General features: G+C 49.3%; 18 protein-coding genes, 1 tRNA gene and 2 other annotated features. Of the genes, 18 read left to right on the top strand and 1 reads right to left on the bottom strand.

The window, feature by feature from the left end; translation table 11 throughout:
* The first annotated feature begins 61 nt into the window (after positions 1 to 61).
* The 11 genes from DXD02_RS01305 (at position 62) to ilvC (ending at position 14,789) form a co-directional block, all read left to right on the top strand.
* Positions 62 to 1,039 (top strand): LacI family DNA-binding transcriptional regulator, encoded by a 978-nt coding sequence (locus tag DXD02_RS01305; protein ID WP_118666336.1) that lies wholly within the window; start codon positions 62 to 64, stop codon positions 1,037 to 1,039.
* Between the two features lie 254 nt (positions 1,040 to 1,293).
* Positions 1,294 to 3,138: an alpha-amylase family protein gene (locus DXD02_RS01300; protein ID WP_118666280.1), complete on the top strand. Its 1,845-nt coding sequence runs from the start codon at positions 1,294 to 1,296 to the stop codon at positions 3,136 to 3,138.
* Positions 3,139 to 3,252: 114 nt separating this feature from the next.
* Positions 3,253 to 4,122 (top strand): YihY/virulence factor BrkB family protein, encoded by an 870-nt coding sequence (locus tag DXD02_RS01295; protein ID WP_118666279.1) that lies wholly within the window; start codon positions 3,253 to 3,255, stop codon positions 4,120 to 4,122.
* Positions 4,123 to 4,194: 72 nt separating this feature from the next.
* Positions 4,195 to 4,447: a binding site (T-box leader), on the top strand.
* A 165-nt stretch (positions 4,448 to 4,612) separates the two neighbouring features.
* Complete coding sequence (gene pheS / locus DXD02_RS01290; RefSeq protein ID WP_022461828.1) at positions 4,613 to 5,659, top strand: phenylalanine--tRNA ligase subunit alpha; 1,047 nt, start codon at positions 4,613 to 4,615, stop codon at positions 5,657 to 5,659.
* A 31-nt stretch (positions 5,660 to 5,690) separates the two neighbouring features.
* Positions 5,691 to 8,135, top strand: a complete 2,445-nt coding sequence (pheT, locus tag DXD02_RS01285) for a phenylalanine--tRNA ligase subunit beta (RefSeq protein WP_055226441.1) — start codon at positions 5,691 to 5,693, stop codon at positions 8,133 to 8,135.
* Between the two features lie 5 nt (positions 8,136 to 8,140).
* Positions 8,141 to 8,788: a histidine phosphatase family protein gene (locus tag DXD02_RS01280; protein WP_022461826.1), complete on the top strand. Its 648-nt coding sequence runs from the start codon at positions 8,141 to 8,143 to the stop codon at positions 8,786 to 8,788.
* Positions 8,789 to 9,106: 318 nt separating this feature from the next.
* Entirely contained in the window at positions 9,107 to 10,132 is a 1,026-nt protein-coding gene (locus DXD02_RS01275) for an aldo/keto reductase (protein WP_022462278.1), read from the top strand.
* Positions 10,129 to 11,073 (top strand): AEC family transporter, encoded by a 945-nt coding sequence (locus DXD02_RS01270; protein ID WP_117812881.1) that lies wholly within the window; start codon positions 10,129 to 10,131, stop codon positions 11,071 to 11,073. Before DXD02_RS01275 ends, DXD02_RS01270 begins: the two co-directional genes overlap by 4 nt.
* A 107-nt stretch (positions 11,074 to 11,180) precedes the next feature.
* Complete coding sequence (locus DXD02_RS01265; RefSeq protein ID WP_118666278.1) at positions 11,181 to 12,983, top strand: glycoside hydrolase family 2 protein; 1,803 nt, start codon at positions 11,181 to 11,183, stop codon at positions 12,981 to 12,983.
* 121 nt (positions 12,984 to 13,104) lie between these two features.
* The gene (gene ilvN, locus DXD02_RS01260; protein ID WP_022462281.1) at positions 13,105 to 13,611 is read left to right on the top strand and encodes an acetolactate synthase small subunit; all 507 of its coding nucleotides are present in this window, start codon (positions 13,105 to 13,107) and stop codon (positions 13,609 to 13,611) included.
* Positions 13,612 to 13,769: 158 nt separating this feature from the next.
* A complete protein-coding gene (gene ilvC, locus DXD02_RS01255) occupies positions 13,770 to 14,789 on the top strand; it encodes a ketol-acid reductoisomerase (RefSeq protein WP_022462282.1) in 1,020 nt (339 codons plus the stop codon).
* A 157-nt stretch (positions 14,790 to 14,946) separates the two neighbouring features.
* On the opposite strand, the gene DXD02_RS01250 is transcribed toward ilvC, so the two are convergent.
* Entirely contained in the window at positions 14,947 to 15,303 is a 357-nt protein-coding gene (locus DXD02_RS01250) for a sporulation initiation factor Spo0A C-terminal domain-containing protein (protein WP_022462283.1), read from the bottom strand.
* Between the two features lie 265 nt (positions 15,304 to 15,568).
* On the opposite strand from DXD02_RS01250, the gene DXD02_RS01245 reads away from it, so the two are divergent.
* The 7 genes from DXD02_RS01245 to DXD02_RS01215 all read left to right on the top strand — a co-directional run bounded on the left by DXD02_RS01245 (position 15,569) and on the right by DXD02_RS01215 (position 24,304).
* A tRNA-Pro gene (locus DXD02_RS01245) sits at positions 15,569 to 15,642 on the top strand.
* A gap of 95 nt (positions 15,643 to 15,737) precedes the next feature.
* Entirely contained in the window at positions 15,738 to 16,766 is a 1,029-nt protein-coding gene (locus tag DXD02_RS01240) for a LacI family DNA-binding transcriptional regulator (RefSeq protein ID WP_117804052.1), read from the top strand.
* Positions 16,767 to 17,066: 300 nt separating this feature from the next.
* Positions 17,067 to 17,528, top strand: a complete 462-nt coding sequence (locus tag DXD02_RS01235; RefSeq protein WP_158554951.1) for an extracellular solute-binding protein — start codon at positions 17,067 to 17,069, stop codon at positions 17,526 to 17,528.
* Between the two features lie 125 nt (positions 17,529 to 17,653).
* Positions 17,654 to 17,917 (top strand) — a binding site (T-box leader).
* Between the two features lie 100 nt (positions 17,918 to 18,017).
* The gene (locus tag DXD02_RS01230) at positions 18,018 to 19,679 is read left to right on the top strand and encodes a 2-isopropylmalate synthase (protein ID WP_199691629.1); all 1,662 of its coding nucleotides are present in this window, start codon (positions 18,018 to 18,020) and stop codon (positions 19,677 to 19,679) included.
* A gap of 15 nt (positions 19,680 to 19,694) precedes the next feature.
* Positions 19,695 to 20,297 carry a hypothetical protein gene (locus DXD02_RS01225; protein ID WP_117509030.1) on the top strand — a complete coding sequence of 201 codons (603 nt, stop codon included), beginning with the start codon at positions 19,695 to 19,697 and terminating at the stop codon, positions 20,295 to 20,297.
* Positions 20,298 to 20,506: 209 nt separating this feature from the next.
* On the top strand, positions 20,507 to 21,991 hold the full coding sequence (gene thrC, locus DXD02_RS01220) for a threonine synthase (RefSeq protein ID WP_118666277.1): 1,485 nt from the start codon (positions 20,507 to 20,509) through the stop codon (positions 21,989 to 21,991).
* 81 nt (positions 21,992 to 22,072) lie between these two features.
* The gene (locus tag DXD02_RS01215) at positions 22,073 to 24,304 is read left to right on the top strand and encodes a cell wall hydrolase (protein WP_118666276.1); all 2,232 of its coding nucleotides are present in this window, start codon (positions 22,073 to 22,075) and stop codon (positions 24,302 to 24,304) included.
* Positions 24,305 to 24,317: the final 13 nt, after the last annotated feature.

Raw genomic sequence — 24,317 nt, 5'->3', positions numbered from 1 at the left:
GATTTTTTGTGCTATAATGGGCGAAAGTGAAAAACAGTTAGAAAATGACGAGGAGAGAAACATGGCGACAATCAAGGACATAGCGGCACGCGCCGGCGTTACGGCGACGACGGTTTCCCGCGTGATCAACAACCGCGGATACATCAGTGAAGAGACAAGAAAAAAAGTAACGCAGGCGATGCAGGAGATGAATTACCAGCCGAATGAGCTGGCGCGTTCCCTGGCAAAAGCGCATTCCAATACGATCGGGGTTATCGTTCCGCACATCTCGCACCCGTTTTTCAGTAAAATGATCAGTGCACTCGAGAGCGCGGCGGCAAAGCGGGGCTACAAGATTCTGCTCTGCAACTCGAAAGATCAGCCGGAGAAAGAAACCGAATATCTCGATATGTTCATCTCCAACCGTGTAACCGGCGTTGTGATGGCAAGCCGCGATGTGCAGATTGAAAAGTTTCATGATCTGAAAATTCCGATCGTCAATTTCGAGCGAGAGGAAAATACGGAGGCCATTACAATCCAGTGTGACAACGAGCAGGGAGGAGCGCTTGCAGCATCGCATCTTGCGGACTGCGGCTGCCGCCATCTGCTTCATTTCGGCGGAATCGTCGGAAGAGATATGCCGGCGGACCGGCGTGCGGATGGATTCCTGCGCGTCTGCCGGGAGCGGGGGATTGAAGGGGAAGTTCTTTTGAGTGACCGCTTAAGCTACGGCTCCATGCACTATGAATCCTATATTGAAAAGGGCCTTCTGGAGCACCCGGAGACGGACGGCATTTTTGCAAGCAGTGACCTGATTGCCGCACAGGTACTCCAGCGCCTTTACGCCATGGGAAAACGGGTGCCGGAGGATATTAAAGTTGTCGGGTTTGATGACACTGTGATCGCCGGGATTACCACGCCTTCCATCACGACGATCCATCAGCCGATTGAGGAAATGTCGGAGCTTTCCATTGCGTATATCGACCGGAGAAGAAAGGGAGAGGTGGTGCCGAATGTGACGACCATGCCGGTGAGCCTTGTGGTGCGTGGTTCGGCGTGAAACAGAAAAAAAGAGAGACTCCGCGGAAAAAATAAGCTGCGGAGTCTTTTTCTGTTCCAGAAAGTAAACGATAGACAGAAAATGGTAAAAAAAGACAAAGAAAAAGGCTGAAATTTGTTGAAAAATACAGTATGTAAACGGTTGACATATAATTGCGGCAACGGTATACTGCAAGTGAAAGAAACGTAACACAGATTTTCCGTTGCCGGAACGCTGTGACAGGATAAAGAATAAGATAAAGGAGAACGAACAACATGACAGTGGAATATCAGAGAAGACTCGAGAAACACTATGATGAGCTGAAATGGCTCTACTGCGAGCTGTATCCAAACGGACAGGGAAGATTTGAAGAGCTCTGTGCGAGCATGGAGCAGTGGTACAAAGAGCGGAATAAAAAATGGAAAGCACTCGACCGTAAGAGAGAAAAACAGAAGAACTGGTATAAGAGCCAGAAAATGCTCGGCATGATGCTGTACATCGATGCATTCGCAGACAACATCAGCGGTCTTGAGGAGAAGCTGGATTACTTAAAAGCGTGCAACGTGAATTATCTGCACCTGATGCCGTTCCTTGCCACTCCGAAAGGAAAGAGTGACGGCGGCTATGCCGTTGCCGATTACCGTACCGTACAGCCGTCCCTTGGAACGATGGAGGATCTGGCTGCACTCTCTGAAAAATGCCACGACCAGGGCATGAGTCTCTGCATGGATTTCGTTATGAACCACACTTCCGAGGATCATGAATGGGCAAAACGTGCACTTGCCGGTGAAAAAGAGTACCAGGACCGCTACTTCTTTTTCGATAACTACGACATTCCGTCCGAATATGAGAAAACCTGCCCGCAGGTATTCCCGACAACGGCACCGGGCAACTTTACCTGGAGAGAGGACTGTCACAAATTTGTCATGACAACATTCTACCCATACCAGTGGGATCTGAACTATGCGAACCCGGTTGTCTTCAATGAGATGGTCAACAACATGCTCTATCTCGTCAACCAGGGAATCGATATCGTCCGCATCGATGCCGTTCCATACATCTGGAAACAGCTCGGCACCACCTGCCGTAACCTGCCGCAGGTACATACCATTGTCCGCATGATGCGTATGATCACCGAGATCGTCTGCCCGGGCGTTCTGCTGCTCGGCGAGGTTGTCATGGAGCCGGAAAAGGTTGTTCCGTACTTCGGAACTCTGGAAAAACCGGAGTGCCATATGCTGTACAACGTAACGACGATGGCATCCACCTGGCACACCATTGCAACGGCAGATACCCGCCTGCTGAAACATCAGATGGATATTGTGACGAGACTGCCGAAGGATTATGTCTTCCTGAACTATCTGAGATGCCACGATGATATCGGCTGGGGCCTCGATTACGAATGGCTGAAACAGTTCGGCATCGCCGAGGCACCGCATAAAAAATATCTGAATGATTACTTCCGCGGCTATGTGGAGGGAAGCGATGCAAGAGGAGAGCTCTACAACGACGATCCTGTTCTGCAGGATGCGCGTCTCTGCGGAACGACGGCTTCTCTCTGCGGTCTTGAGGCGGCAGGCTTTGAGCAGAATGAAGAGAAGACGGCACAGGCCATCCAGAGAATCGAAATGCTGAATGCATACCTCTTCATCCAGTCCGGTATTCCGGTCATCTACAGCGGTGACGAGATCGGTCAGGTCAACGATTACTCCTACAAGGAGAGCGAGGACTACGACCGCAGATCCGACAGCCGTTATATTCACCGCGGCCACTTCCGCTGGGATCTGGAACCGGAGAAGGATAAAAAAGGAACGATACAGAATCGGATTTTTGCTTCGATGAAGAAGATGGAAGAGCTCAAATTCAAATATCGTCCGTTCGATGGGGAGGCGGATGTCTGGACCGAGGAAACGTACGATACCGCACTTCTCTGCGTCTGCAGAAAATCCGGCAATGAGATGGTGACGGGAATCTTCAACTTCAGCAACGAGGACCGTACCGCATGGATCGATATGGGAGAGTTCACCTGGAAGGATCTGTTTACCGGCGAAAAACGCGTTCTGCGCGGTGTTCCGGTTCCAGCCCGCGGTTACGCATGGTATTACCGCAAATGGGATTGAAATCCCTTGCGAAGGAAAGAAAAGTATGATATGCTTTGTAGGCTATCCTGCAATACAAGATGTGTGCAATAATGGGATAGATTCACGAAAACAAAGAAAAGGCGGTTTTGCCAGATGATAAAAACAATCCGCGGTTTTATGAAGCGCCTGAATGAGGACCATGTCGGTGCTTATGCAGCGCAGAGCGCGTATTTCATTCTTCTTTCCTTTATTCCGTTTGTTCTTCTGGTTGTTACGCTTGTAAAATATACGCCGCTGACACGCGACGATGTTTACAGCGTTCTGATCAATATGCTGCCCACGGAGTTTCAGAGCTACGTGGGCGGTATTGTAAATGAGATCTTTTATCAGTCCGTTGCTTATATGCCGATTACGATCATCACAACGCTGTGGTCGGCGGGAAAGGGCATTGCGGCGCTGACAAATGGGCTGAACAGCATTTATCACGTAACAGAGACACGTAATTACATCATCAACCGGCTGCGGGGCATGGCATATACCTTGATATTTGTCGTTGCATTCCTCACCAGTCTGGTGCTTCTGGTCTTCGGAACCCGCATTCAGAATAAGCTGACGGAACATCTGCCGATGGTGGCGCGTGTGACATCCTCTATCATGGGAATGCGTACCCTGATCACGACAGGCGTGCTGGCTCTTCTGTTTCTTGTACTGTATAAATGTATTCCAAACCGGAAGGCGAGCTTTAAGAGCCAGTGCCCGGGCGCACTGATCTCATCCCTTGCCTGGTCTATTTTTTCCCTTGTATTTTCCATGTACCTCGACATCGCGCTTGCGGCGTCCAATATGTACGGCAGTCTGACGATGATCGTGTTTATCATGATCTGGATGTATTTCTGCATGTGGATCCTTCTGATCGGCGCGGAGATCAACGCGTATTTTGAGGATAAACTGCGGAAACTGCAGAACGCGGCGATCGAGCATTTTATGGAAAATAAAGAGACGAATAAAGAAGCGGGAAAATAATGGCTTGACATCCGGGGGTCAAGACGGTACAATAAATATTGTTTATGAAAGTTTTATAAATAATCTAACAGGAAAAATGCTGTGAAGATGTTCAGAGAAATATTTTTTCCGCCAGAGAGAGGGAGTCATCGGCTGCAAGCTCCTTCAGGTTCAGGAATATTTCAAATTTCGCATTGGAGCAGATGTCCGGAACGCATAGCAGGATACTGGAAATGCAAGTAGGGACAGACGTTTGGTGTACGTTACAGCACCGGTTATGAGTGTCTGCAGGAAGTATCTGCAGAAATCAGGGTGGTACCGCGAAATTTCAGATCTCGTCCCTTTATGGGGCGGGGTCTTTTTTTCGTGAGCAACGAGCCAGACAGCCATGCTTGCATGGATATTTGGCGACTGCCACGAAAATCAGATGCTCCGCTGTTTGCAGCGGGGTATCTGACTGTTTTTCACATTTACCATCAAACAAGCAAGAAAAAGAAAGTAGGAGAGTCAAATGCAGGAAAAAAGTGTATTAACCGGCCATCTGTCTGAATTAAAACAGAAGATTGAAAATGGACTGGAAGAGCTGAAAAGCTCCAAAGAACTGTATGAATTTAAGAGCGAGTATCTGGAAGGAAAGAAAAGTAAGATCAGCGGGCTGATGAAAGAAATGAAAAACATTGCCCCGGAAGAGCGCGCAAACTACGGTAAATCCGTCAATGAGTTAAAAGAGTGGGCGCTTGGCCGCTTCCAGAAAGTGGAAGAGGAGATGAAAGAGCGCGAGCTGCAGAAGAAATATGAGTCCGAGAAAATCGACCTGACCCTTCCGGCAGAAGAGACAGCGATCGGAAACCTTCATCCGGTTACCTTGATCCGCAAACAGCTCATCGACATCTTTGCAGGCATGGGCTTTGAGGTATACGAGGGAAGAGAAATCGAGACCGATTACTACAACTTTACTGCACTGAATACACCACAGGATCACCCGGCAAGAGATATGCAGGATACCTTCTATCTCTCCCCGGAATTCCTGCTTCGTACCCAGACATCGGCAGGCCAGATTCATGTCATGGAAAACAAAAAGCCGCCGATCAAGATCCTTTCCCCGGGACGTGTTTTTCGGTCTGATGACGACGCAACCCATTCTCCGATGTTCCATCAGATGGAGGGACTCGTTGTCGACAAAAACATCACCCTCTGCGACCTGAAAGGAATGCTCGACGTACTCGTACAGAAGATCTACGGCGAGGGAACGACAACACGTCTTCGTCCATCTTACTTCCCGTTCACGGAGCCGTCCGTTGAGGTAGACTGCAGCTGCTTCGCCTGCGGCGGAAAAGGATGCAGCCTCTGCAAGGGAACCGGCTGGATCGAGGTCCTTGGAGCAGGTATCGTAAACAAACGCGTGCTGGAGAACTGCGGCATTGATTCAGAAGAGTACAGCGGCTTCGCTTTTGGCATCGGCCTGGAGCGTATCGCCATGCTGAAATACGGAATCAACAACATCAAACTGTTATTCGGTTCCGATCTGCGGGTTTTAAATCAGATTAACGAGAAATAAAGACGAAACAGTTTGAATTTGGAGGTTTAATATGTTAGTACCGTTAAGTTGGCTGAAAGAATATGTAGATATCGATGTTACCCCGGAAGAACTGGAGAAAAAACTGTTCGACGGCGGTTTTGAAGTAGAAGAGCGTTATCAGGTGGGAAAAGACATCAGCAACGTTGTTGTCGGTCTGGTGGAGGGCTGCGAGCCGATCCCGGAGACCCATCTTCATGTGTGCCAGGTAAATGCAGGAGAACACGGCACCATGCAGATCTGCTGCGGCGCAGACAACGTGCACACCGGCGGAAAATTCCCGGTTGCCCTTCCTGGCGCTTCTGTTTATGCAACAGCAAAAGATCATAAGACCATCGAGGGTGTTATGACCATCAAAAAAGGAAAATTAAGAGGATATGAGTCCTGCGGAATGCTCTGCTCCGGCGTGGAGCTCGGCCTTACCGAGGATCTGTACCCGGGCGCAGGCTACAACGGACTGCTTGTTCTGCCGGAAGATGCCGAGCTTGGCGCAGATGTCAAAGAGCTGACAGGTCTTGACGACTGGATCTTTGATATCTCCCTGACTGCAAACAGACCGGACTGCCAGAGTATCCTCGGTATCGCAAGAGAAGTATCGGCGATGCTGGAAAAACCTTTAAAAATGCCGGCAACCGATTACACCGAGACGGATGTGGAAAAAGAAGGCTTCTCTGTCCGCGTGGAAGCTCCGGAACTCTGCCCGCGTTACAGCGCTCATTACGTATATGACGTAAAAATCGGAGAGTCCCCGGCATGGATGAAACGCCGTCTGGCACTCGTCGGCATGTCCGCGATCTCCAACGTGGTTGATATCACAAACTACGTCTTAAAAGAGATCGGCCAGCCGATGCATGCTTTTGACTGCTCTTATCTGGAAGGCAATGAAATCTGTGTCAGAAGAGCAAAAGAAAATGAAAAGATTGTGACCCTCGATGAGCAGGAATACACAATGAATGAGAACAACCTCGTGATCTGCGACGGCGTAAAACCGGTTGCACTTGCCGGTGTCATGGGAGGCTTAAACTCCGAGATCCGCGACACGACAGAGGCTGTTATGTTTGAGTCCGCAAAATTCGCACGCGACAACGTCAGAAAGACAGCCCGTGCGCTTGGAAAAGCGACGGATGCCAGTGCAAGATATGAGAAAGGCGTGGACGAGTATTCAACCGTACTTGGTATGAAACGTGCGCTGCATCTGATGGAAGAGCTTGGCTGCGGTAAAGTTTCCCGTACCCATTTCGATGTGAACACCGGAAACTCCATCGATCCGACTCCGATGACCGTCAGTGTCAGCAAAGTAAACGGCGTACTCGGTATCGAAGTTCCGGAAGCAGAGATTCTCCGCATTATGAAAAACCTGAACTTTGCACCGGAAATCAACGGCGATGAGCTGACCATCCAGGTTCCGGCTTACCGTGAGGATATGCTGCCGGAGGGAGAGAACGATGTCGAGCGCTATCCGGACGTGGCAGAGGAAGTCATCCGTATGTACGGCTACGATCACGTAACCGATACCTTCCTTTCCGCTGCACAGGTAACGATGGGCGGCTACAATGAAGAGCAGAAAGGCGAGCTGGCACTGAAGAATACCTTATGCACCATGGGTATCTACGAGTGCATGCATTACTCCTTCTTCTCCCCTGCAGATCTGGATCTCTTGAAACTGCCGGCAGATGCAAAAGAGAGAAATGCCATCGAGATCATCAACCCGATCAACCAGGATCTGTCCCTGATGCGTACCACACTGGCAGCTTCCATGCTGAATGCCATTTCCAGAAATGAGAAACAGGGCACCCTTGAAGGAAGACTGTTCGAGGTAGCAAGCATCTACATTCCGGAGTCCCTGCCGCTGACATCCTACCCGGATGAGAGAAAAGTTCTCTGCGTCGGAACCTTCGGAAACAACGAGAGCTTCTTCACTATGAAGGGCATCGCCAACACTATCGCCGAGAGCATGGACATTGAGTTCACCTACGAGCCGGTTCAGAAATCCTTCCTGCATCCGTATCAGGCAGTGAAAGTACTCTGCGAGGGTACAGAAATCGGATACTTCGGAAAAGCAGCATACGATATCCAGAACGAGCTGAGCATGCGTACTTCCTCTTACATCATGGAGCTTGACTTAAAAGAGCTCTCCAGATGGTACGGCAAAAAACGCACCTTCCAGCCGATCTCCAAATTCCAGGAGGAGAAACGTGACCTGGCATTTGTCATGGACAAAAACATCAGCTGCGGCGATGTAGAGAACTGTATCCGCGAGGCAAACAAATACGTAAAAGAGATCCGTCTGTTCGATGTTTACGAGGGCGGCCAGATTCCGGAAGGCAAGAAGAGCATGGCGTTCACCGTCACCTTTGCACCGAAGGAAGAAGCATTTGACTTCGAAAAAGTACAGAAATTTGTCGAGAAGATCTGCAAGAAACTGCAGAATGAGTTCAACATCGAACTGAGAGGCTGATTTTTATGAAACTTTATATCATACGCCACGGTGAAACTGCGTGGAACGTAGAAGGCAGACTGCAGGGCCAGACGGACACCGAGCTGAATGAGAATGGTGTCCGTCTGGCGAAAGTGACGGCGGAAGGACTGAAAAATATCCCGTTTGACCTTGGAATTTCCAGTCCACTGCGCCGCGCAAAGCACACGGCAGAGCTCGTCCTTGCGGGCAGAAATGTGCCGCTTACGACCGACGACCGCCTGATGGAGCTTTCCTTTGGCTCCTGGGAAGGGCTTGGATGCCGGGCAAACAATTTTGAGATTCCGTCTGAACACTTCGACGATTTTTACAGAGATCCGTTCCACTTCTGCCCGGCGGGAGACGGAGAGACGATCCAGGAGGTCTGCGACCGGGCAGAAGCGTTCTATCATGAGCTGACTGCAAAACCGGAGCTCCAGGACAAGACGATCCTGATCGCCACCCACGGCTGCTGCATGCGTGCGCTGCTACGCAATGTCTATGAAGACAAGAACGACTTCTGGCACGGCGGCGTGCCGTACAACTGTGCGGTCAGCATCATCGAAGTACAGAACGGTGTTTCCACGCTGCTTGCGGATAATAAAATCTATTATGATCCGTCGGACTGCGTAAACTTTTATAAAGAAGTAAAATAAAAAATGATATTCAGAGGCAGACATAAAAGGAAAGTATTTCCCTTTGTGCCTGCCTCTTTAAATCGCGTTTGCCGTCTGATAGAAAGTGTGATACTATAGAAATAACGGATTTTAACACCAGTAGACAAGAAGTCCCCCGTTTCTGAAGCGGTGGGATGAATTGCTAAAAGAAACATAACGGCAGTGGCGGGCGGAGAGAAATCGGTATTCTCCACTGACATGAGGCAAGTCACAGTCGAACTATTTTCGACATGTCAGACTCCGTGAAATACCGACTATGAGTTGAAACAATGAAAGCGAAAAAGGAGGAACACAAGTATGTCCATGGTAACACTGGGAAGTACAGGAATCTGTGTAAACAAGAACGGCTTCGGCGCGCTGCCGGTACAGCGTGTCACGAAAGAAGACGCTGTTTATCTGCTGCGCAAAGCGTATGACGGAGGCATCCGCTTTTTTGATACCGCGCGTGCATACAGCGACAGCGAGGAAAAATTAGGCGCAGCGTTTGAGGGAATGCGTGAGAAGGTCTTTATCTCTACGAAGACGATGGCAAAGGATGTGGAGGGCTTCTGGAAGGATCTGGAGACAAGCCTTTCCCTTTTGAAGACGGATTACATCGATATCTATCAGTTCCACAATCCGTCCTTCTGTCCTAAGCCGGGAGATGGAACCGGCCTGTATGAGGCGATGCTGGAAGCAAAAGCACAGGGAAAAATCCGCCACATCGGTATCACGAACCACCGCATGAGCGTGGCAGAGGAGATCATCGAGTCCGGTCTTTACGAGACGCTGCAGTTCCCGTTCTGCTATCTGGCAACGGACCGTGAGAAAGCACTGGTACAGGGATGCAAAGAGAAAAATATCGGCTTTATCGCAATGAAAGCGCTTTCGGGCGGGCTGATCACAAACTCCGCGGCTGCATATGCTTTTGAAGACCAGTACGACAACGTGCTTCCGATCTGGGGCGTCCAGAGAGAAAAAGAGCTGGACGAGTTCTTAAGCTACATTGCCTGTCCGCCTGCCATGACGGATGAAATCAAGACGATCATCGAGAAAGACCAGAAAGAGCTCTCCGGCAACTTCTGCCGCGGCTGCGGTTACTGTATGCCATGTCCGGCAGGCATTGAGATTAACACCTGCGCGCGCATGAGCCTGCTTCTGCGCCGTTCCCCGTCCGCCAACCAGCTCACCGAGCGCGGCCAGGCGATGATGAAGAAAATCGAAGGTTGTCTCCACTGCGGCGCCTGCATGAAGAAATGTCCCTACGGTCTGAATACGCCGAAGCTTCTCGAAGAGAACTACGAAGATTATAAAAATGTACTGGCAGGAAAAACACTGGTATGAGTAATCTGATCTTCAGCCTGAACGCGACGATGCCGATCTTCCTGACAATGATTTTGGGACTTTTCTTTCGAAAGGTTGGTATTCTGGACGAATCGTTCACAAGCAAAATGAACAAATTTGTGTTTAAAATCGCACTCCCGGTGCTGCTGTTCCAGGACCTGTCGGATTCTGATTTCTCCGCTGTGTGGGATATCAAATTCGTTCTGTTCTGCTTCTTTGCAACACTGCTCTCAATTCTTGCGGTATGGGGACTTTCCCATCTCTTAAAAGAGAGAAGTGCAAGAGGCGAATTTATCCAGGCGGCGTACCGGAGCAGTGCGGCGATCCTTGGTATTGCCTTTATCCAGAATATCTACGGAAATTCCGGCATGGCGCCGCTGATGATCATCAGCAGTGTGCCGCTGTATAATATCATGGCGGTTGTCGTTCTTGCGGTATTCGGTCCGGAACGGGAGGAGATCACGGCAGATTTTGTGAAAAAGACGGCGAAAAATATCGTGACAAACCCGATTATCCTCGGGATCGCTGCAGGACTTCTCTGGTCGGTGCTTCGCATTCCAAAGCCGGTGATTCTGCAGAAAACGGTGCAGAATATTGCGGTACTTGCAACGCCGCTCGGCCTGATTGCGATGGGTGCGTCGTTTGAGGCAAAGAGCGCGGCAAAGAATATCCGGCCGTCGATTGCTGCAGCTGCGATTAAGCTGGTCGGTCTTGCAGCTGTCTTTCTGCCGATCGCCGTGATACTTGGCTTCCGTCAGGAAAAATTGGTGGCAATCCTTGTGATGCTGGGTTCCGCAACGACGGTGAGCAGTTTTATCATGGCGAAAAATATGGGTCATGAGGGAAGTCTGACGGCAAACACCGTTATGCTCACAACGTGCGGCAGTGCCTTTACGCTGACGTTCTGGCTGTATCTGATGAAAACGCTGGCGTTTATCTAACCGGATTGCGAATATCCGCTTTGATTTTCAGTACACCAAAAGCGTGTCCGGGATTTTGTCCGGGCACGCTTTTATCAATCATAAAAATCAGAAAAAGAGGGAAAAGAATGGACTTCAAAAATGCGGTCAAAGCATTACAGATTGGAAAAAAGGAAGGAAAAAAATTCCGCCTTTCTACGGAATTTGGGAAAAATCCGGAAGAAGAGCTCCCGTTTCCGGAATATCCGCGTCCGCAGATGCGCCGGGAAAACTGGACAAATCTGAACGGATGGTGGGAGTATGCGTTCACGGAAACGCAGAAAATGCCAAAACAGCGGGACGGAAAAATTCTCGTTCCGTTTTCCCCGGAGTGCGATGCGTCCGGCGTGAAGCGGCAGCTGCTTCCAAAAGAATATCTGTGGTACTTCCGCACGATTCAGCTTCCCAAAATTCCTGCCGGAAAACGGCTGCTGCTGCAGTTCGGCGCCGTGGATCAGGATGCGGTAATTTACTGCAACGGAAAGCGTGCCGGAGGCCATCTCGGCGGGTATCTTTCTTTTTCAGTGGATCTTACGCCGTATCTCAAAACGGGAGAGAACGAGCTTGCCGTCAAGGTGCGCGATGAGACGGACACGGACTGGAAGGGCCGCGGAAAGCAGAGCCTTACCCCGGGCGGCATGTTTTACACCGCGCAGAGCGGCATCTGGCAGAGCGTCTGGATGGAATGGGTGCCGGAGACGTATCTGGAACGCATCGTGATCACGCCGGAATATGATACGGCGAGCGTAAAAGTACGGGTTTTCCTCAACGGACCGGATGCGGGACTGACGAAAAAAATTACGGTGCGGGAGAGCGAAGCGCCGGATGCGAAGGTGATCTGCGTCCGGGAGACGAGAGAAAACGAGGCGGAGCTGATTCTCGGTAATTTTGCAGGCTGGAGCCCGGAACATCCGCATCTCTATGGGGTTTCCATTGAAGCGGGAGAAGACCGCATCGAGAGTTATTTCGGCATGCGCAAATTCGGCATTGGAAAAGATGAGAAAGGAATCACGCGTCTTCTCTTAAACGGAAAGCCGTATTTCCAGAACGGTGTCCTCGACCAGGGTTATTGGCCGGAAAGCTTCTACACGCCGCCGTCCGATGAGGCGATGGTTTATGACATTAAGACGGCCAAACGCCTCGGTTTCAATATGATCCGGAAACACCTGAAAGTTGAGTGCGCAAGATGGTATTCCCACTGCGACCATATCGGTATGCTGGTGTGGCAGGATATGATCAACGGCGGCGGCCGGTCGATTCAGACGTTCCTTTTGTACCTTCCGACCGTACTGCCGTTTGTGACAACGGAATTCAGGGATAACTGTTATCCGCTCTTTTCGCGGACCTCAAAAACGGGAAGAGAGTGGTGGAAGCGGGAGTGCCGCGAGACGGTTCATCAGCTTTACAATGCACCGTGCGTGTCGCTCTGGGTTCTGTTCAACGAGGGATGGGGACAGTTTGATGCCAGGGAGATGACAGAAATGGTGCGCGCTCTCGATCCGACGCGGCAGATCGACCACGCGAGCGGCTGGTACGATCAGGGAGCGGGGGACATCAAGAGCCTTCACAATTACTTTCGTCCGTTAAAAGTAAAACCGGAGGAGCGCGCGTTTGCTTTTTCTGAATACGGCGGCTATACGTATCCGGTACAGGAGCATCTCTACTCCGAAAAATCGTTCGGCTACCGCACATACCAGAACCAGGCACAGTACCAGAAAGCGATGGATGCACTGGCAGAAAAGATAAGAGAACTCACAGAACAGGGACTTGCCGCAGCAGTCTACACACAGCTTACCGATGTCGAGGAGGAGTCGAACGGCATCCTTACGTATGACCGGAAGGTGTGCAAATGGGAACCACAGGAGGCAAAAGATTTTTGCCCAAAAGAATAATTTGGTAAAATTTTTGTTGACAAAGCGAGGATAAGTTGCTAATATATTGGATAAGGCGTTGGAAGTTGTAAGAAATTGCTGAAAATCCGCGGCGCCTGCGGATGGAGGAAAGTTGGTGTTTATGGAACAGAAAAGAACATTATCCCTGCTGGTGGATAATACGCCGGGACTTTTAAGCAGAGTAGCTGGTCTTTTCAGCCGACGCGGATACAATATCGAGACGATCACCGCCGGTGTGACAGCAGACCCGCGATACACAAGAATGACTGTTGTTCTGTACTGCAGTGATGAAATGATTCTGGAGCAGATCAAAAAACAGCTGGCAAAACTTGTCGATGTGCGGGATATCAAAGAGCTGAAGCCGGACGAGAGTGTCAGACGAGAGCTGATGCTGGTCAAAATCCGTGTGAATGAAAATGAACGCCGCAATGTCATCGCCATCTCCGATGTCTTCCGTGGAAGAATCGTGGATGTGGGACAGGAAAGCCTGATTGTAGAGCTGACCGGAAACCAGTCAAAGCTCGAAGGGTTCCTGAATCTGGTACAGGGATACGAAATCCTGGAACTGGCCAGAACAGGAGTGACAGGACTCTCCAGAGGAGCCCACGATGTGCGTTACCTCGATTAACGCAGATCACATTACATACGTTTGCTGGAGGAATGAAATTTTTGTATAGAAAAGTTCATTTCCCTGACAAACAGCAAAAGGCAGAAATGCTTTTCGCTGTATAAATTGACCGACCTGCCGCCGGTCAAGACATTCTATATATTATGGAGGAAAATAAAATGGCAGCAAGACTTTTTTATCAGGAAGATTGTAATCTCTCTTTACTGGAAGGCAAAAAAATCGCAATTATCGGCTACGGAAGCCAGGGACATGCTCATGCACTGAACCTGAAAGATTCCGGCTGTGATGTTATTATTGGACTTTATGAAGGCAGCAAATCCTGGGCAAAAGCAGAGGCACAGGGATTCAAAGTATACACCGCTGCTGAGGCTGCAAAACAGGCTGATATCATCATGATCCTGATCAACGATGAGAAACAGGCTGCAATGTACAAAAAAGATATCGAGCCAAACCTGGAAGAGGGCAACATGCTGATGTTCGCTCATGGTTTCGCTATCCACTTCGGACAGATCGTACCTCCGAAGAACGTAGATGTAGCTATGATCGCTCCGAAAGCACCTGGCCACACAGTAAGAAGCGAGTATCAGGCTGGCAAAGGAACTCCTTGCCTGGTTGCTGTTGAGCAGGATTACACCGGAAAAGCTCTGGACAGAGCACTGGCTTACGGCCTTGGAATCGGCGGAGCAAGAGCTGGTCTTCTGGAGACAACCTTCAGAACTGAGACCGAAACAGACCTGTTCGGTGAGCAGGCAGTTCTCTGCGGCGGTGTATGCGCCCTGATGCAGGCTGGATTTGAGACTCTGTGCGAGGCTGGATACGACCCAAGAAACGCATACTTCGAGTGCATCCATGAGATGAAACTGATCGTAGACCTGATCTATCAGTCGGGATTCTCCGGAATGAGATACTCCATCTCCAACACAGCCGAGTACGGCGATTACATCACCGGACCGAAGATCATCACAGAAGAAACCAAGAAGACCATGAAGAAGATCCTTTCCGATATCCAGGATGGTACTTTCGCAAAAGACTTCCTTCTGGATATGTCCCCAGCAGGCGGACAGGCTCACTTCCGTGCAATGAGAAGAAAAGCTGCAGAGCATCCGTCAGAGAAAGTCGGAGAAGAAGTCAGAAAACTGTACAGCTGGAGCAACGAGGACAAACTGATCAATAACTAATCGGTTTGCTGTCAAATGATCCATATCGGGAGGCTGCCTTTGCGGGCAGTCTCCTTTTTTGTTCTATCGTTTTATCATAGAAAAAACACTTCCGCGCCATGCATATCCCCCAATATGATAGGGCGCGGAAGTGTTATCTTTTCTGTATTCGTTTTTTTTATGCCTCCTGACGACAGGCAGGAAAAGCACGGTAGTATTTGATATAAGAACTTAAAATATCAAAAAATTCGGAATTGGTCGGTTTTGTCAGAACCGGATGCACAGAAAGCGAAAAGAGCAGATCACGGTTTCCGCGGGTCCAGCAGACGGAAATAGCGGTGCGGATGTCTCGTTCGACGCAGGAGGACGATACCTGAAACGTTTGCGCGATCTTTGGGTACAGCGTTTTGCTGACCCGAAGGAGATAATCTTCGTCTTCCATGCATAAAGCGATACCATAGGCGAGATAGCGAAATCCGCGGTATTTTGCACCAATTCCTAAAGAGTGTAGTAGAAAGTAAATTTCAGTTTCCATTACGATGTCTCCTTTTATTCAGTTTTTACATAGTCTTTGCAGACGGGCATGCCAGAGGTGAAAGTTTGTATGGCATACGATTTTCCCCTTTCACTTATGATACGTGGAAAACGTCGAAAAATTACATATTCAGAAAGAAAAAGTGACAATATAGTAAAATAAAAGAGAATATGACACGAAATAAAGAAATAAATGTAATGAAACGGGAGAGGGAAAAATAACATTGATTTTTCAGAAGTTCGCTGGTATAATGAAAACATGATTACGGGGTATGGCGTAGCTTGGTAGCGCGCACGGCTGGGGGCCGTGAGGTCGCAGGTTCAAATCCTGTTGCCCCGATCGGTAAGAGTGTCGTTTTACGGCACTTTTTTTCTTACGGACAAAGACGTGTGCGGAAGAAAAATGAATTGCGCAGAAAAAACAGGGAGGAAGTTATGGGGAAAGTAACGATACAGAGTATGGCAAAGGAGCTGGGATTGTCCCGGAATACGGTTGCCATGGCATTAAAGGATGATCCGAAGGTAGCTCCGGTGACGCGGGAGAGAGTTCTTCGGATGGCGAAAAGAAATGGCTATCTGGGCGAAAATGTATATGTGGAAGAAGTTCGGGCACCGCAGGAGAAGCATTACAATATTATGGTTCTGCGTACGCGGGATGCCGCTGTTTATTGGGACCGTGTCGTGAGCGGCATCTCCGAGGAGGCGAGCCTCAATAACTGTCAGACGCGCGTTGCGGTCGTGACGGAGCGGGAGGAGGAGAACGGCATTCTGCCGCTCGGCCTGAATGAAAATATCGATGCGATCTTCTGCATTAAAATGCTGCCGCCGGAATATATGCAGAAACTGGTAAATCTGGGTTACCGCATCTTTCAGCTCGACCATTACTGCGGCATCGAACAGCGGCCGATGGGCGATATCGTGCGTGTGGACGGTGTGCAGCCGGTGAGTCTTCTGACGTCCCATCTGATCGGGCAGGGCATGACGCGGATCGGTTTCCTAAGTGAGCACAGCAGCACGTATGAGTCGATGCATGACCGGTATGTCGGTTTCCTTGCAGCGATGGAACAGGCGGGCATTCCGCTCGATGAGGAGCTTGTGCGCCCCAATATGGAGAGCGATCATTTTTATTACCCGGAAAATTTTGACAAGATTGTGGCGAGCTACGATACACTGCCGGAAGCGATTGTCTGCGGCAACGATATGATCGCCAAAAGATTGACAGAATCCTTCCGGAAAATCGGCGTGCGCGTGCCGGAGGATGTGGCACTGACCGGATTTGATGATGATGAGGACCGGATGCTGTATCCGTTCTTCTCAACCGTTCATGTCGATACGAAGTGGCTTGGCCGCCGTATGGTGCATGAATTTTTATGGCGGGAGGAGCACCCGGAAGCGCCGAAAGAACGGATTCTCGTTTCGGGGGAGGTTGTGGTGCGCCGTTCCTCGTGCAAGCGCCAGGGATAGAAAGAAATAGAAAAAACAGGAAAAAGTGAACAAAGAAAGAAAGCCAGGGACGCCCCGGCGGACGAGAAGAAAAACCGTCTGCCGGGGCGTTTCCGGCTCCCTTTTTGCGATGATTCAAATTCGTGCATAAATGCCATGTAGAAAAACACTAATTAATAATGCAAAATGGTGCATTTAAGGAAAGCTAAACTGAACAAAAATGACAAAAACGCAAGAATAAAAACCTCGTTAATATCACACATTAAAAAATAATAGTGCAAAATAATGCATTATATCGCCGGAAGGAAGGGAGAGAGCGAAATGCAGGAATGGACGGAGGACCGCTGCAACCTGGATATCGATATCATCGCACTGCCGGGCTGGTCGGATGCAACATCCAAAATTTCCCTTCTGATGGGCGATGAGACACAGCGACCGGACATCATCTGGTGGTGGAACATGGAAGCTGACTATACGAAATGGGTAGACGCAGGCCTTCTGATGGATGTTTCTCCGTATATGAAGAAATACACCAACATGGTTGACTACTACAACAGCGTAGATCCTGGCGTTATGTTCTATGCATCCGGAGACAACGGAATTTACCGTATCCCGGGCGACGTTGCAGAGCCGGCATGTGAGACTCTGTGGATCCGGAAAGACTGGCTGGACAACTTAGGACTGGCTGTTCCGACTACACTGGATGAGCTGGATGAGCTCAAGGAAATCCACGGAAAACAGGTAGAGGATTACCAGAAATACCTGGAAGAGTACAACAAATAAAACAACGAAATCATGTGTTAGAGCACCCGCCGGAGCCTCCTTTCCGGCGGGTGTATTTTTACGGAATCCTGCGTTTTGCGCTTGACAGAGATGGAGAAAAATGGTAACATAAGAGCCAAGTTAGGAAAAAGGCAAAGAAGAGGAATACTACATGGAGCTTCCGAATCCAGAAAGCTGTTGGGTGATGCGAAACAGCAGACGAATTCCGTGGAACTGACCTCAGAGCCGCTGCTCCCAAATTTAGAATAAAAAGAGTAGGTGCAGACGGAAACCCACCGTTAGAGGGGCAGGATATGCAGATGTTTCATCCGTATCCGCAGAGTGTACAGAGAAAATCTCTGTAAAACAGGAGTGGTACCGCGTAAGATAGCAAGTCTTTCGTCTCTTGTGTCAGAAGCCGACACAGAAGATGAGAGATTTTTTTATGCTTTCATCCCGAATTTATGTCGGCAGAATAAATTGTATTTCACTTTCTGGGAGGAAAAAATCATGATGAATGTAAAGAAGTATCAGAAACAGTATTATATGCCGCCGGTTCCGTGCATGGACTGGGCAGAAAAAGACAGCATTGACAAAGCACCGGTATGGTGCAGCGTTGACCTTCGTGACGGAAACCAGGCACTTGTAATTCCGATGAGCCTGGAGCAGAAGGTAGAATTCTTCAAACTCCTCGTCGAGGTTGGTTTCAAAGAGATCGAGGTCGGCTTCCCGGCAGCATCTGAGACCGAGTACGAATTCCTTCGCACCCTGATCGAGCATGATCTGATCCCGGATGACGTAACCGTTCAGGTTTTGACCCAGGCGAGAGAGCATATCATTCGCAAGACCTTCAAGGCATTAAAGGGCTGCAAGAATGCTATCGTTCACGTTTACAATTCCACTTCCTATGCACAGCGTCAGCAGGTCTTCAAAAAGTCGAAAGAAGACATCCTGAAAATCGCCGTTGAGGGAGCGAAGCTCTTAAAAGAGCTGACAGAAGAGGCCGGCGAGAAATACCGCTTCGAGTACAGCCCGGAGAGCTTTACCGGAACCGAGCCGGAATATGCGCTTGAGGTGTGCAACGCCGTTCTCGACGTATGGCAGCCGACTGCAGACCGCAAAGCCATCATCAACCTGCCGAGCACCGTGGAGCTTTCCATGCCGCACGTTTATGCAAGCCAGGTGGAATATATGAGCAAAAACCTGAAATACCGCAATAATGTCGTTCTTTCCCTTCATCCGCACAATGACCGCGGCTGCGGCGTTTCCGATGCAGAGATGGGTATCCTTGCCGGAGCAGACCGTATCGAGGGAACGCTGTTCGGAAACGGCGAGAGAACCGGAAACGTGGATATTATCACGGTCGGCATGAACATGTACATGCAGGGCGTCGATCCGGAGCTTGACTTCTCCGATATGCCGAAACTCTGCCATGCATTTGAATCCTTCACCGGTATGAGCATCAACCCGAGAAGCCCGTACTGCGGATCTCTCGTATTTGCAGCCTTCTCCGGTTCCCATCAGGATGCGATCGCAAAAGGCATGCACTGGATCGAGGAGAAAGCACCGGATACCTGGACCGTTCCGTATCTGCCGATCGATCCGACCGATATCGGAAGAAACTACGATGCAGACGTCATCCGCATCAACAGCCAGTCTGGAAAGGGCGGTGTCGGCTATATTCTGGAGACGAAATACGGCCTGAATCTGCCGGCGAAGATGCGCGAGGCTATGAGCTATACCGCAAAATCCGTTTCCGATCATCTGCATAAAGAGCTGCGTCCGGATGAAATCTTTGAACTCTTCAAGGACAGCTTCGAGAACGTAACCACACCGTATAACATCAACGGCGTTCACTTTAAACAGCTTGATGCGGGCAAAATTGAAGCACAGGTTACTTCCAACTATGAGGGCGGCGAGTATACAACCGTATTTGCAGAAGGAAACGGCCGTCTGAACGCAGTCAGCAACGCGCTGAAACAGCAGTACAATCTGCAGTATGATCTGGTCAGCTATACGGAGCATGCTTTAGAGCAGAGTTCCAAATCCCGTGCGATCGCCTATGTCGGCATCAAGAAGCCGGACGGAACACTTTCCTGGGGTGCAGGCGTAGACCCGGATATCATCCGTGCTTCCATCGATGCGCTGGTAACTGCAATCAACAACCGATAAGAAAAGAGAGAGAATATGCTGTTTAAAAACAAAATCGAATATACCAAAGAGCTGTTTGTGGAGATTTACCGCACCGAAATGAAAAAAGTGCTGCTCGTGCTGCGGATCATCACCGGTCTTGCTGTTGCGGCTGCCATTCTCTTCATGATCTACGGTGCAGTGACCCGCGGATCCGTTCTGCCGGGCGATTTCTTCAATCTGGGAATTTCTGTCCTGATGGCACTGCTGTGTACGTTTCTGCCGAATCTGATGGCCCGTTCGCAGATGAAAAAATGCAAAAAGAAAGGCCTTCTCGGAGAACGTACCCTTCGTTTTACGGAGCATGTGCTCACGATGACATACGAAAAAGAGGGCAGAAGCACCGATATTCCGCTGGAGCAGCTGGCAAAGGTCACGGAGTTTGACAACTATATCCGTATCACCATCGGCGGCAGAAGTACTTTTCTTGACAAGAAACGCTTTGAGATCGGAGAAGCAGCAGCGTTTGTGACCTGGGCGGAAGACAAAATCGCAGAAAATGCGGAAAAAGAGGAAGAGGCGCTTGCCCTGGAAGAAGCAGCAGAATCCCCGGCCCTGGAAGAAGGCGAAGCAAAAACGGAGGAGTCCGACGAAAATTAAATCATACATTCTGACAAAAAATATTTTGGCAGAATGGTGGAAAATGGCTGTGCATTTTTGTGCACAGTCATTTTTTGTATATTTTTGTTGTTTTTTCATACTTCATCCATTATAATAAAAGGAAGCGTACAGGTAAAACTAATCTGAAACGTATCCGGCCGGGAGTCAGAGAGGCTCTGCCGGGAGTCAAAGTGAAGGAGAGAAAGAGCATGGAAGTATTATACAAAAGTACCAGAGGCAATGGAGAAACCGTAACTGCATCCCGGGCAATCTTAAAGGGTCTGTCCGACGACGGCGGATTATTTGTACCGACCTCCATTCCAGCACTGGATGTTCCCATGGAAAAACTTGCGGCTATGAGCTATCAGGAAGTAGCATACGAGGTAATGAGCCGTTTTCTTACCGACTTTACAGAAGATGAACTGAAAAACTGTATTGCAAACGCATACGATGCGAAATTTGACACAGAGGAAATTGCACCGCTGACAAAAGCAGACGGTGTTTACTATCTGGAGCTGTTCCACGGCGCAACGATCGCGTTCAAGGACATGGCACTTTCCATTCTGCCGCATCTGATGACGACCGCCGCAAAGAAAAACGGCGTGAAAAATGAGATCGTCATCTTAACTGCTACATCGGGAGATACCGGAAAAGCAGCAATGGCAGGCTTTGCAGATGTGCCGGGCACCAGAATTATTGTATTTTACCCGAAGAACGGCGTAAGCCCGATTCAGGAAAAACAGATGGTAACACAGAAGGGCAAGAACACCCACGTTGTAGCCATCCACGGAAACTTCGACGACGCACAGACCGGCGTGAAGAAAATGTTTAACGATAAAGAGCTTGGAAAAGAGCTGGCAGATAAAGGTTTCCAGTTCAGCTCTGCAAACTCGATCAACATCGGAAGACTCGTTCCGCAGGTCGTCTACTACGTATATGCTTACGCAAACCTGGTGAAAAACGGAGAGATTGCAGACGGAGAAAAGATCAATGTAACCGTTCCGACCGGAAACTTCGGAAATATTCTCGCTGCATTCTATGCAAAACAGATGGGACTGCCGATCGCAAAACTGATCTGCGCTTCCAATGAGAACAAAGTTCTGTTTGACTTCTTCCGCACCGGCGTTTACGACAGAAACAGAGACTTTATTCTGACAACATCACCGTCCATGGATATCCTGATCTCGAGCAATCTGGAGCGTCTGATCTACCGCATCGCCGGAAACAGCGAAGCAGCAGACCGCGAGCTGATGCAGGATCTTGCAAAGGACGGAAAATATGAGATCACCGATGCGATGAAAAAAGAGCTGGCAGACTTCTACGGCAATTATGCATCCGAACAGGAGACAGCAGACGCGATTGCAAAACTGTACAGCGATACCGGATATGTGATTGATACCCATACCGCGGTTGCAGCGGCTGTATACGGAAAATACCGCGAGGAAACCTATGACGAAACCAAGACCGTCATCGCATCTACCGCAAGCCCGTATAAATTTACAAGCAGCGTTCTTGCAGCGATTGCACCGGAGTATGACACCCTTCCAGTACTGGAGCAGGTAGACAAGCTGTCTGCACTTGCCAATACCGAGATTCCGCGTGCGATCGAAGAAATCCGTACTGCACTGGTGCTTCATACGACAGAGTGTGATGTAGATCAGATGCCGGAGACTGTTCGGGCGTTTTTGAAATAAGATAAAGCAGGAGCAGAATTTTAAAACAGGCAGAGCACACAGCAGGCTTTGCCTGTTTTTGCAGGGAGAGAAGAATAAATAATGAAAAATAAAGTAATCAGGGGAGTACTGGCGGCAGCCTGCGTGACAACCGCTGTCAGTGCTGCGAACGTATTTGGAGCAGGCACAGAGCAGAGTCTGGTAAATGAGGCTTCTGCTGTTACACAGGAAGAAACAGAAGAAACATCGGAGGCGGAAACCACAGACGAAAATACGCCGGAGATGACAGAAACGGAGACGCCGGATTCGACAGCGGAAAATGCCGCCTCGGATCTTCCGGCGGCAGAAGTACAGAGCGGAAATCCCGAAGAGACGGCGGTATCCGTGCAGGCTGGAAGCTATTACCCATGGGTGAATGAGAACGGGATCTGGTATTTTAAGGATCCGGATGGTACCATTGTCAAAGGAGCCTGGAGAGAGTACGACAAGAACCGTTACTACCTGAATAATGATGGAAAAATGGCGGTCGGCTGGAAAAAACTTGATGGAGCCTGGTATTATTTCCAAAGCTGGGGCGGTGTTTACCGGGATGCCTTTTACACCGTGAAAAATGTACCGTATTATTCTGATGCGGACGGAAAAATGGCGACCGGCTGGAAACTGATCGATGATGTGTATTATTATTTTGATGATCAGGGCGCGATGTACCGGAATCGTTTTTTTGAGTATGACAAGAATACGTATTATGTTGATGCGGATGGAAAAATGGCATCCGGGTTCGAACAGATTGACGGGATCTGGTATTACTTCCGAAGCTGGGGCGGCATGGCACAAAACACCTTTCTGACGCATAAAAATAATATTTATCATGTTGATGCGGATGGAAAGATGACGACCGGCTGGCTGCTGCAGGATGGAACCTGGTATTATTTCCGAAGCTGGGGCGGCATGTACCGCAGCACCTTTTTCAAAGCACCGACAGGAAGTGCACTTTACTATGCCGATGAGAACGGAAAGATGGCTGTCGGAAAAAAACAGATCGACGGTGACTGGTACTATTTCAAGGACTGGGGCGGCATGTATCAGAATGCATTCATCAAAAACGGAACGAGTGTCTGCCATGCGGCTGCAGATGGAAAACTGACCGTCGGCTGGCTGCAGCAGGGCAGTACATATTACTATTTTGATGAAACCGGAGAGCAGTATTTTGACCGCTTTTTTGAATATGACAACAATACATATCGTGTGAATGCAGATGGAAAGATGGTAACCGGCTGGCAGAAAATCAATGGTACGTATTATTATTTCCGGGGCTGGGGCGGCATGTACCGTAGTACCTTTTTCCAGCTTGGCGGTGAAACGTATTATGCCGATGCGGATGGAAAGATGGTGACGGGCTGGCTTTCGAAAGAGAACCAGTGGTATTACTTCCGGGAAAATGGTGCGATGTACCGCAATACCTTCTTTACGCATTTAAACAACAGTTACTATGCCGATGCCAACGGCGTGATGGTGACGGGAGAGCGGACTATTAACGGCGCTTCCTATTACTTTAAAGACTGGGGAGGCATGGCAAAGAACCAGTGGCTCAATGCACAGAAACGGATGGTAAGCGGTGATCCGCAGACGGGCTGGTATTACTTTGGAAGCGACGGAAAGATGGTAAAATCGTATTACGCTCTGCTGAAAAAGAACAGCAGCAACTGGTACTACAGCTTTGACGAAAACGGAGTGTGCATTCTCGGCTCGAGCCAGTATGTGCGTGCAAAGGACAGCGTAAGCGGAAAATATTATACGATGGAGCATCAGTATTACACGGATCCGTCTGTGAGTGACCGTGATTTCTTTGCGGCTATCTGCAGTGCGGAGGCGGGTGTCCAGAGAAAAACCGGTATGACGGCAGTTGCGATGGTCATCCGGAACCGGATGGCGGCACAGAATATTTCGCTCCGCACAGCGATTTATAAACAGCAGCAGTTTGAACCGGCGCGGAACGGAAGTCTGACAAACTATCTGACGGGAATTGCGGAGCAGAGCAGTTCGATCATCAATCAGCTGAAAAATAATGGAGCCTACGGTGCAGTGGATGAATCCCGGTCGATCATGGATGCATATCTGAAGAACGGCACAAAACGTGTGATCCCGGGCTTTGGCGATACGAGAGATGATTTTGATTATCTATATTTCATGACTCCGAAAGCATTTGAAAATCTGAATATGGATAAAGAAAAATGTGTGACATATACATACACCTATAAATGGACAACTTCCAGCGGAACAGCGCGGGAAGATTCCCATATTTTCTTTGTGAACTGGGTGAAAAAACAGAGCTGATCGGACGTCATAT

The sequence above is a fragment of the Blautia sp. TF10-30 genome (assembly GCF_003481245.1).
Classification (GTDB): Bacteria; Bacillota; Clostridia; order Lachnospirales; family Lachnospiraceae; genus Fusicatenibacter; species Fusicatenibacter saccharivorans.
The sequence above is the reverse complement of the archived record's forward strand: the minus strand, read 5'-3'. Positions and strand labels throughout refer to the sequence as shown.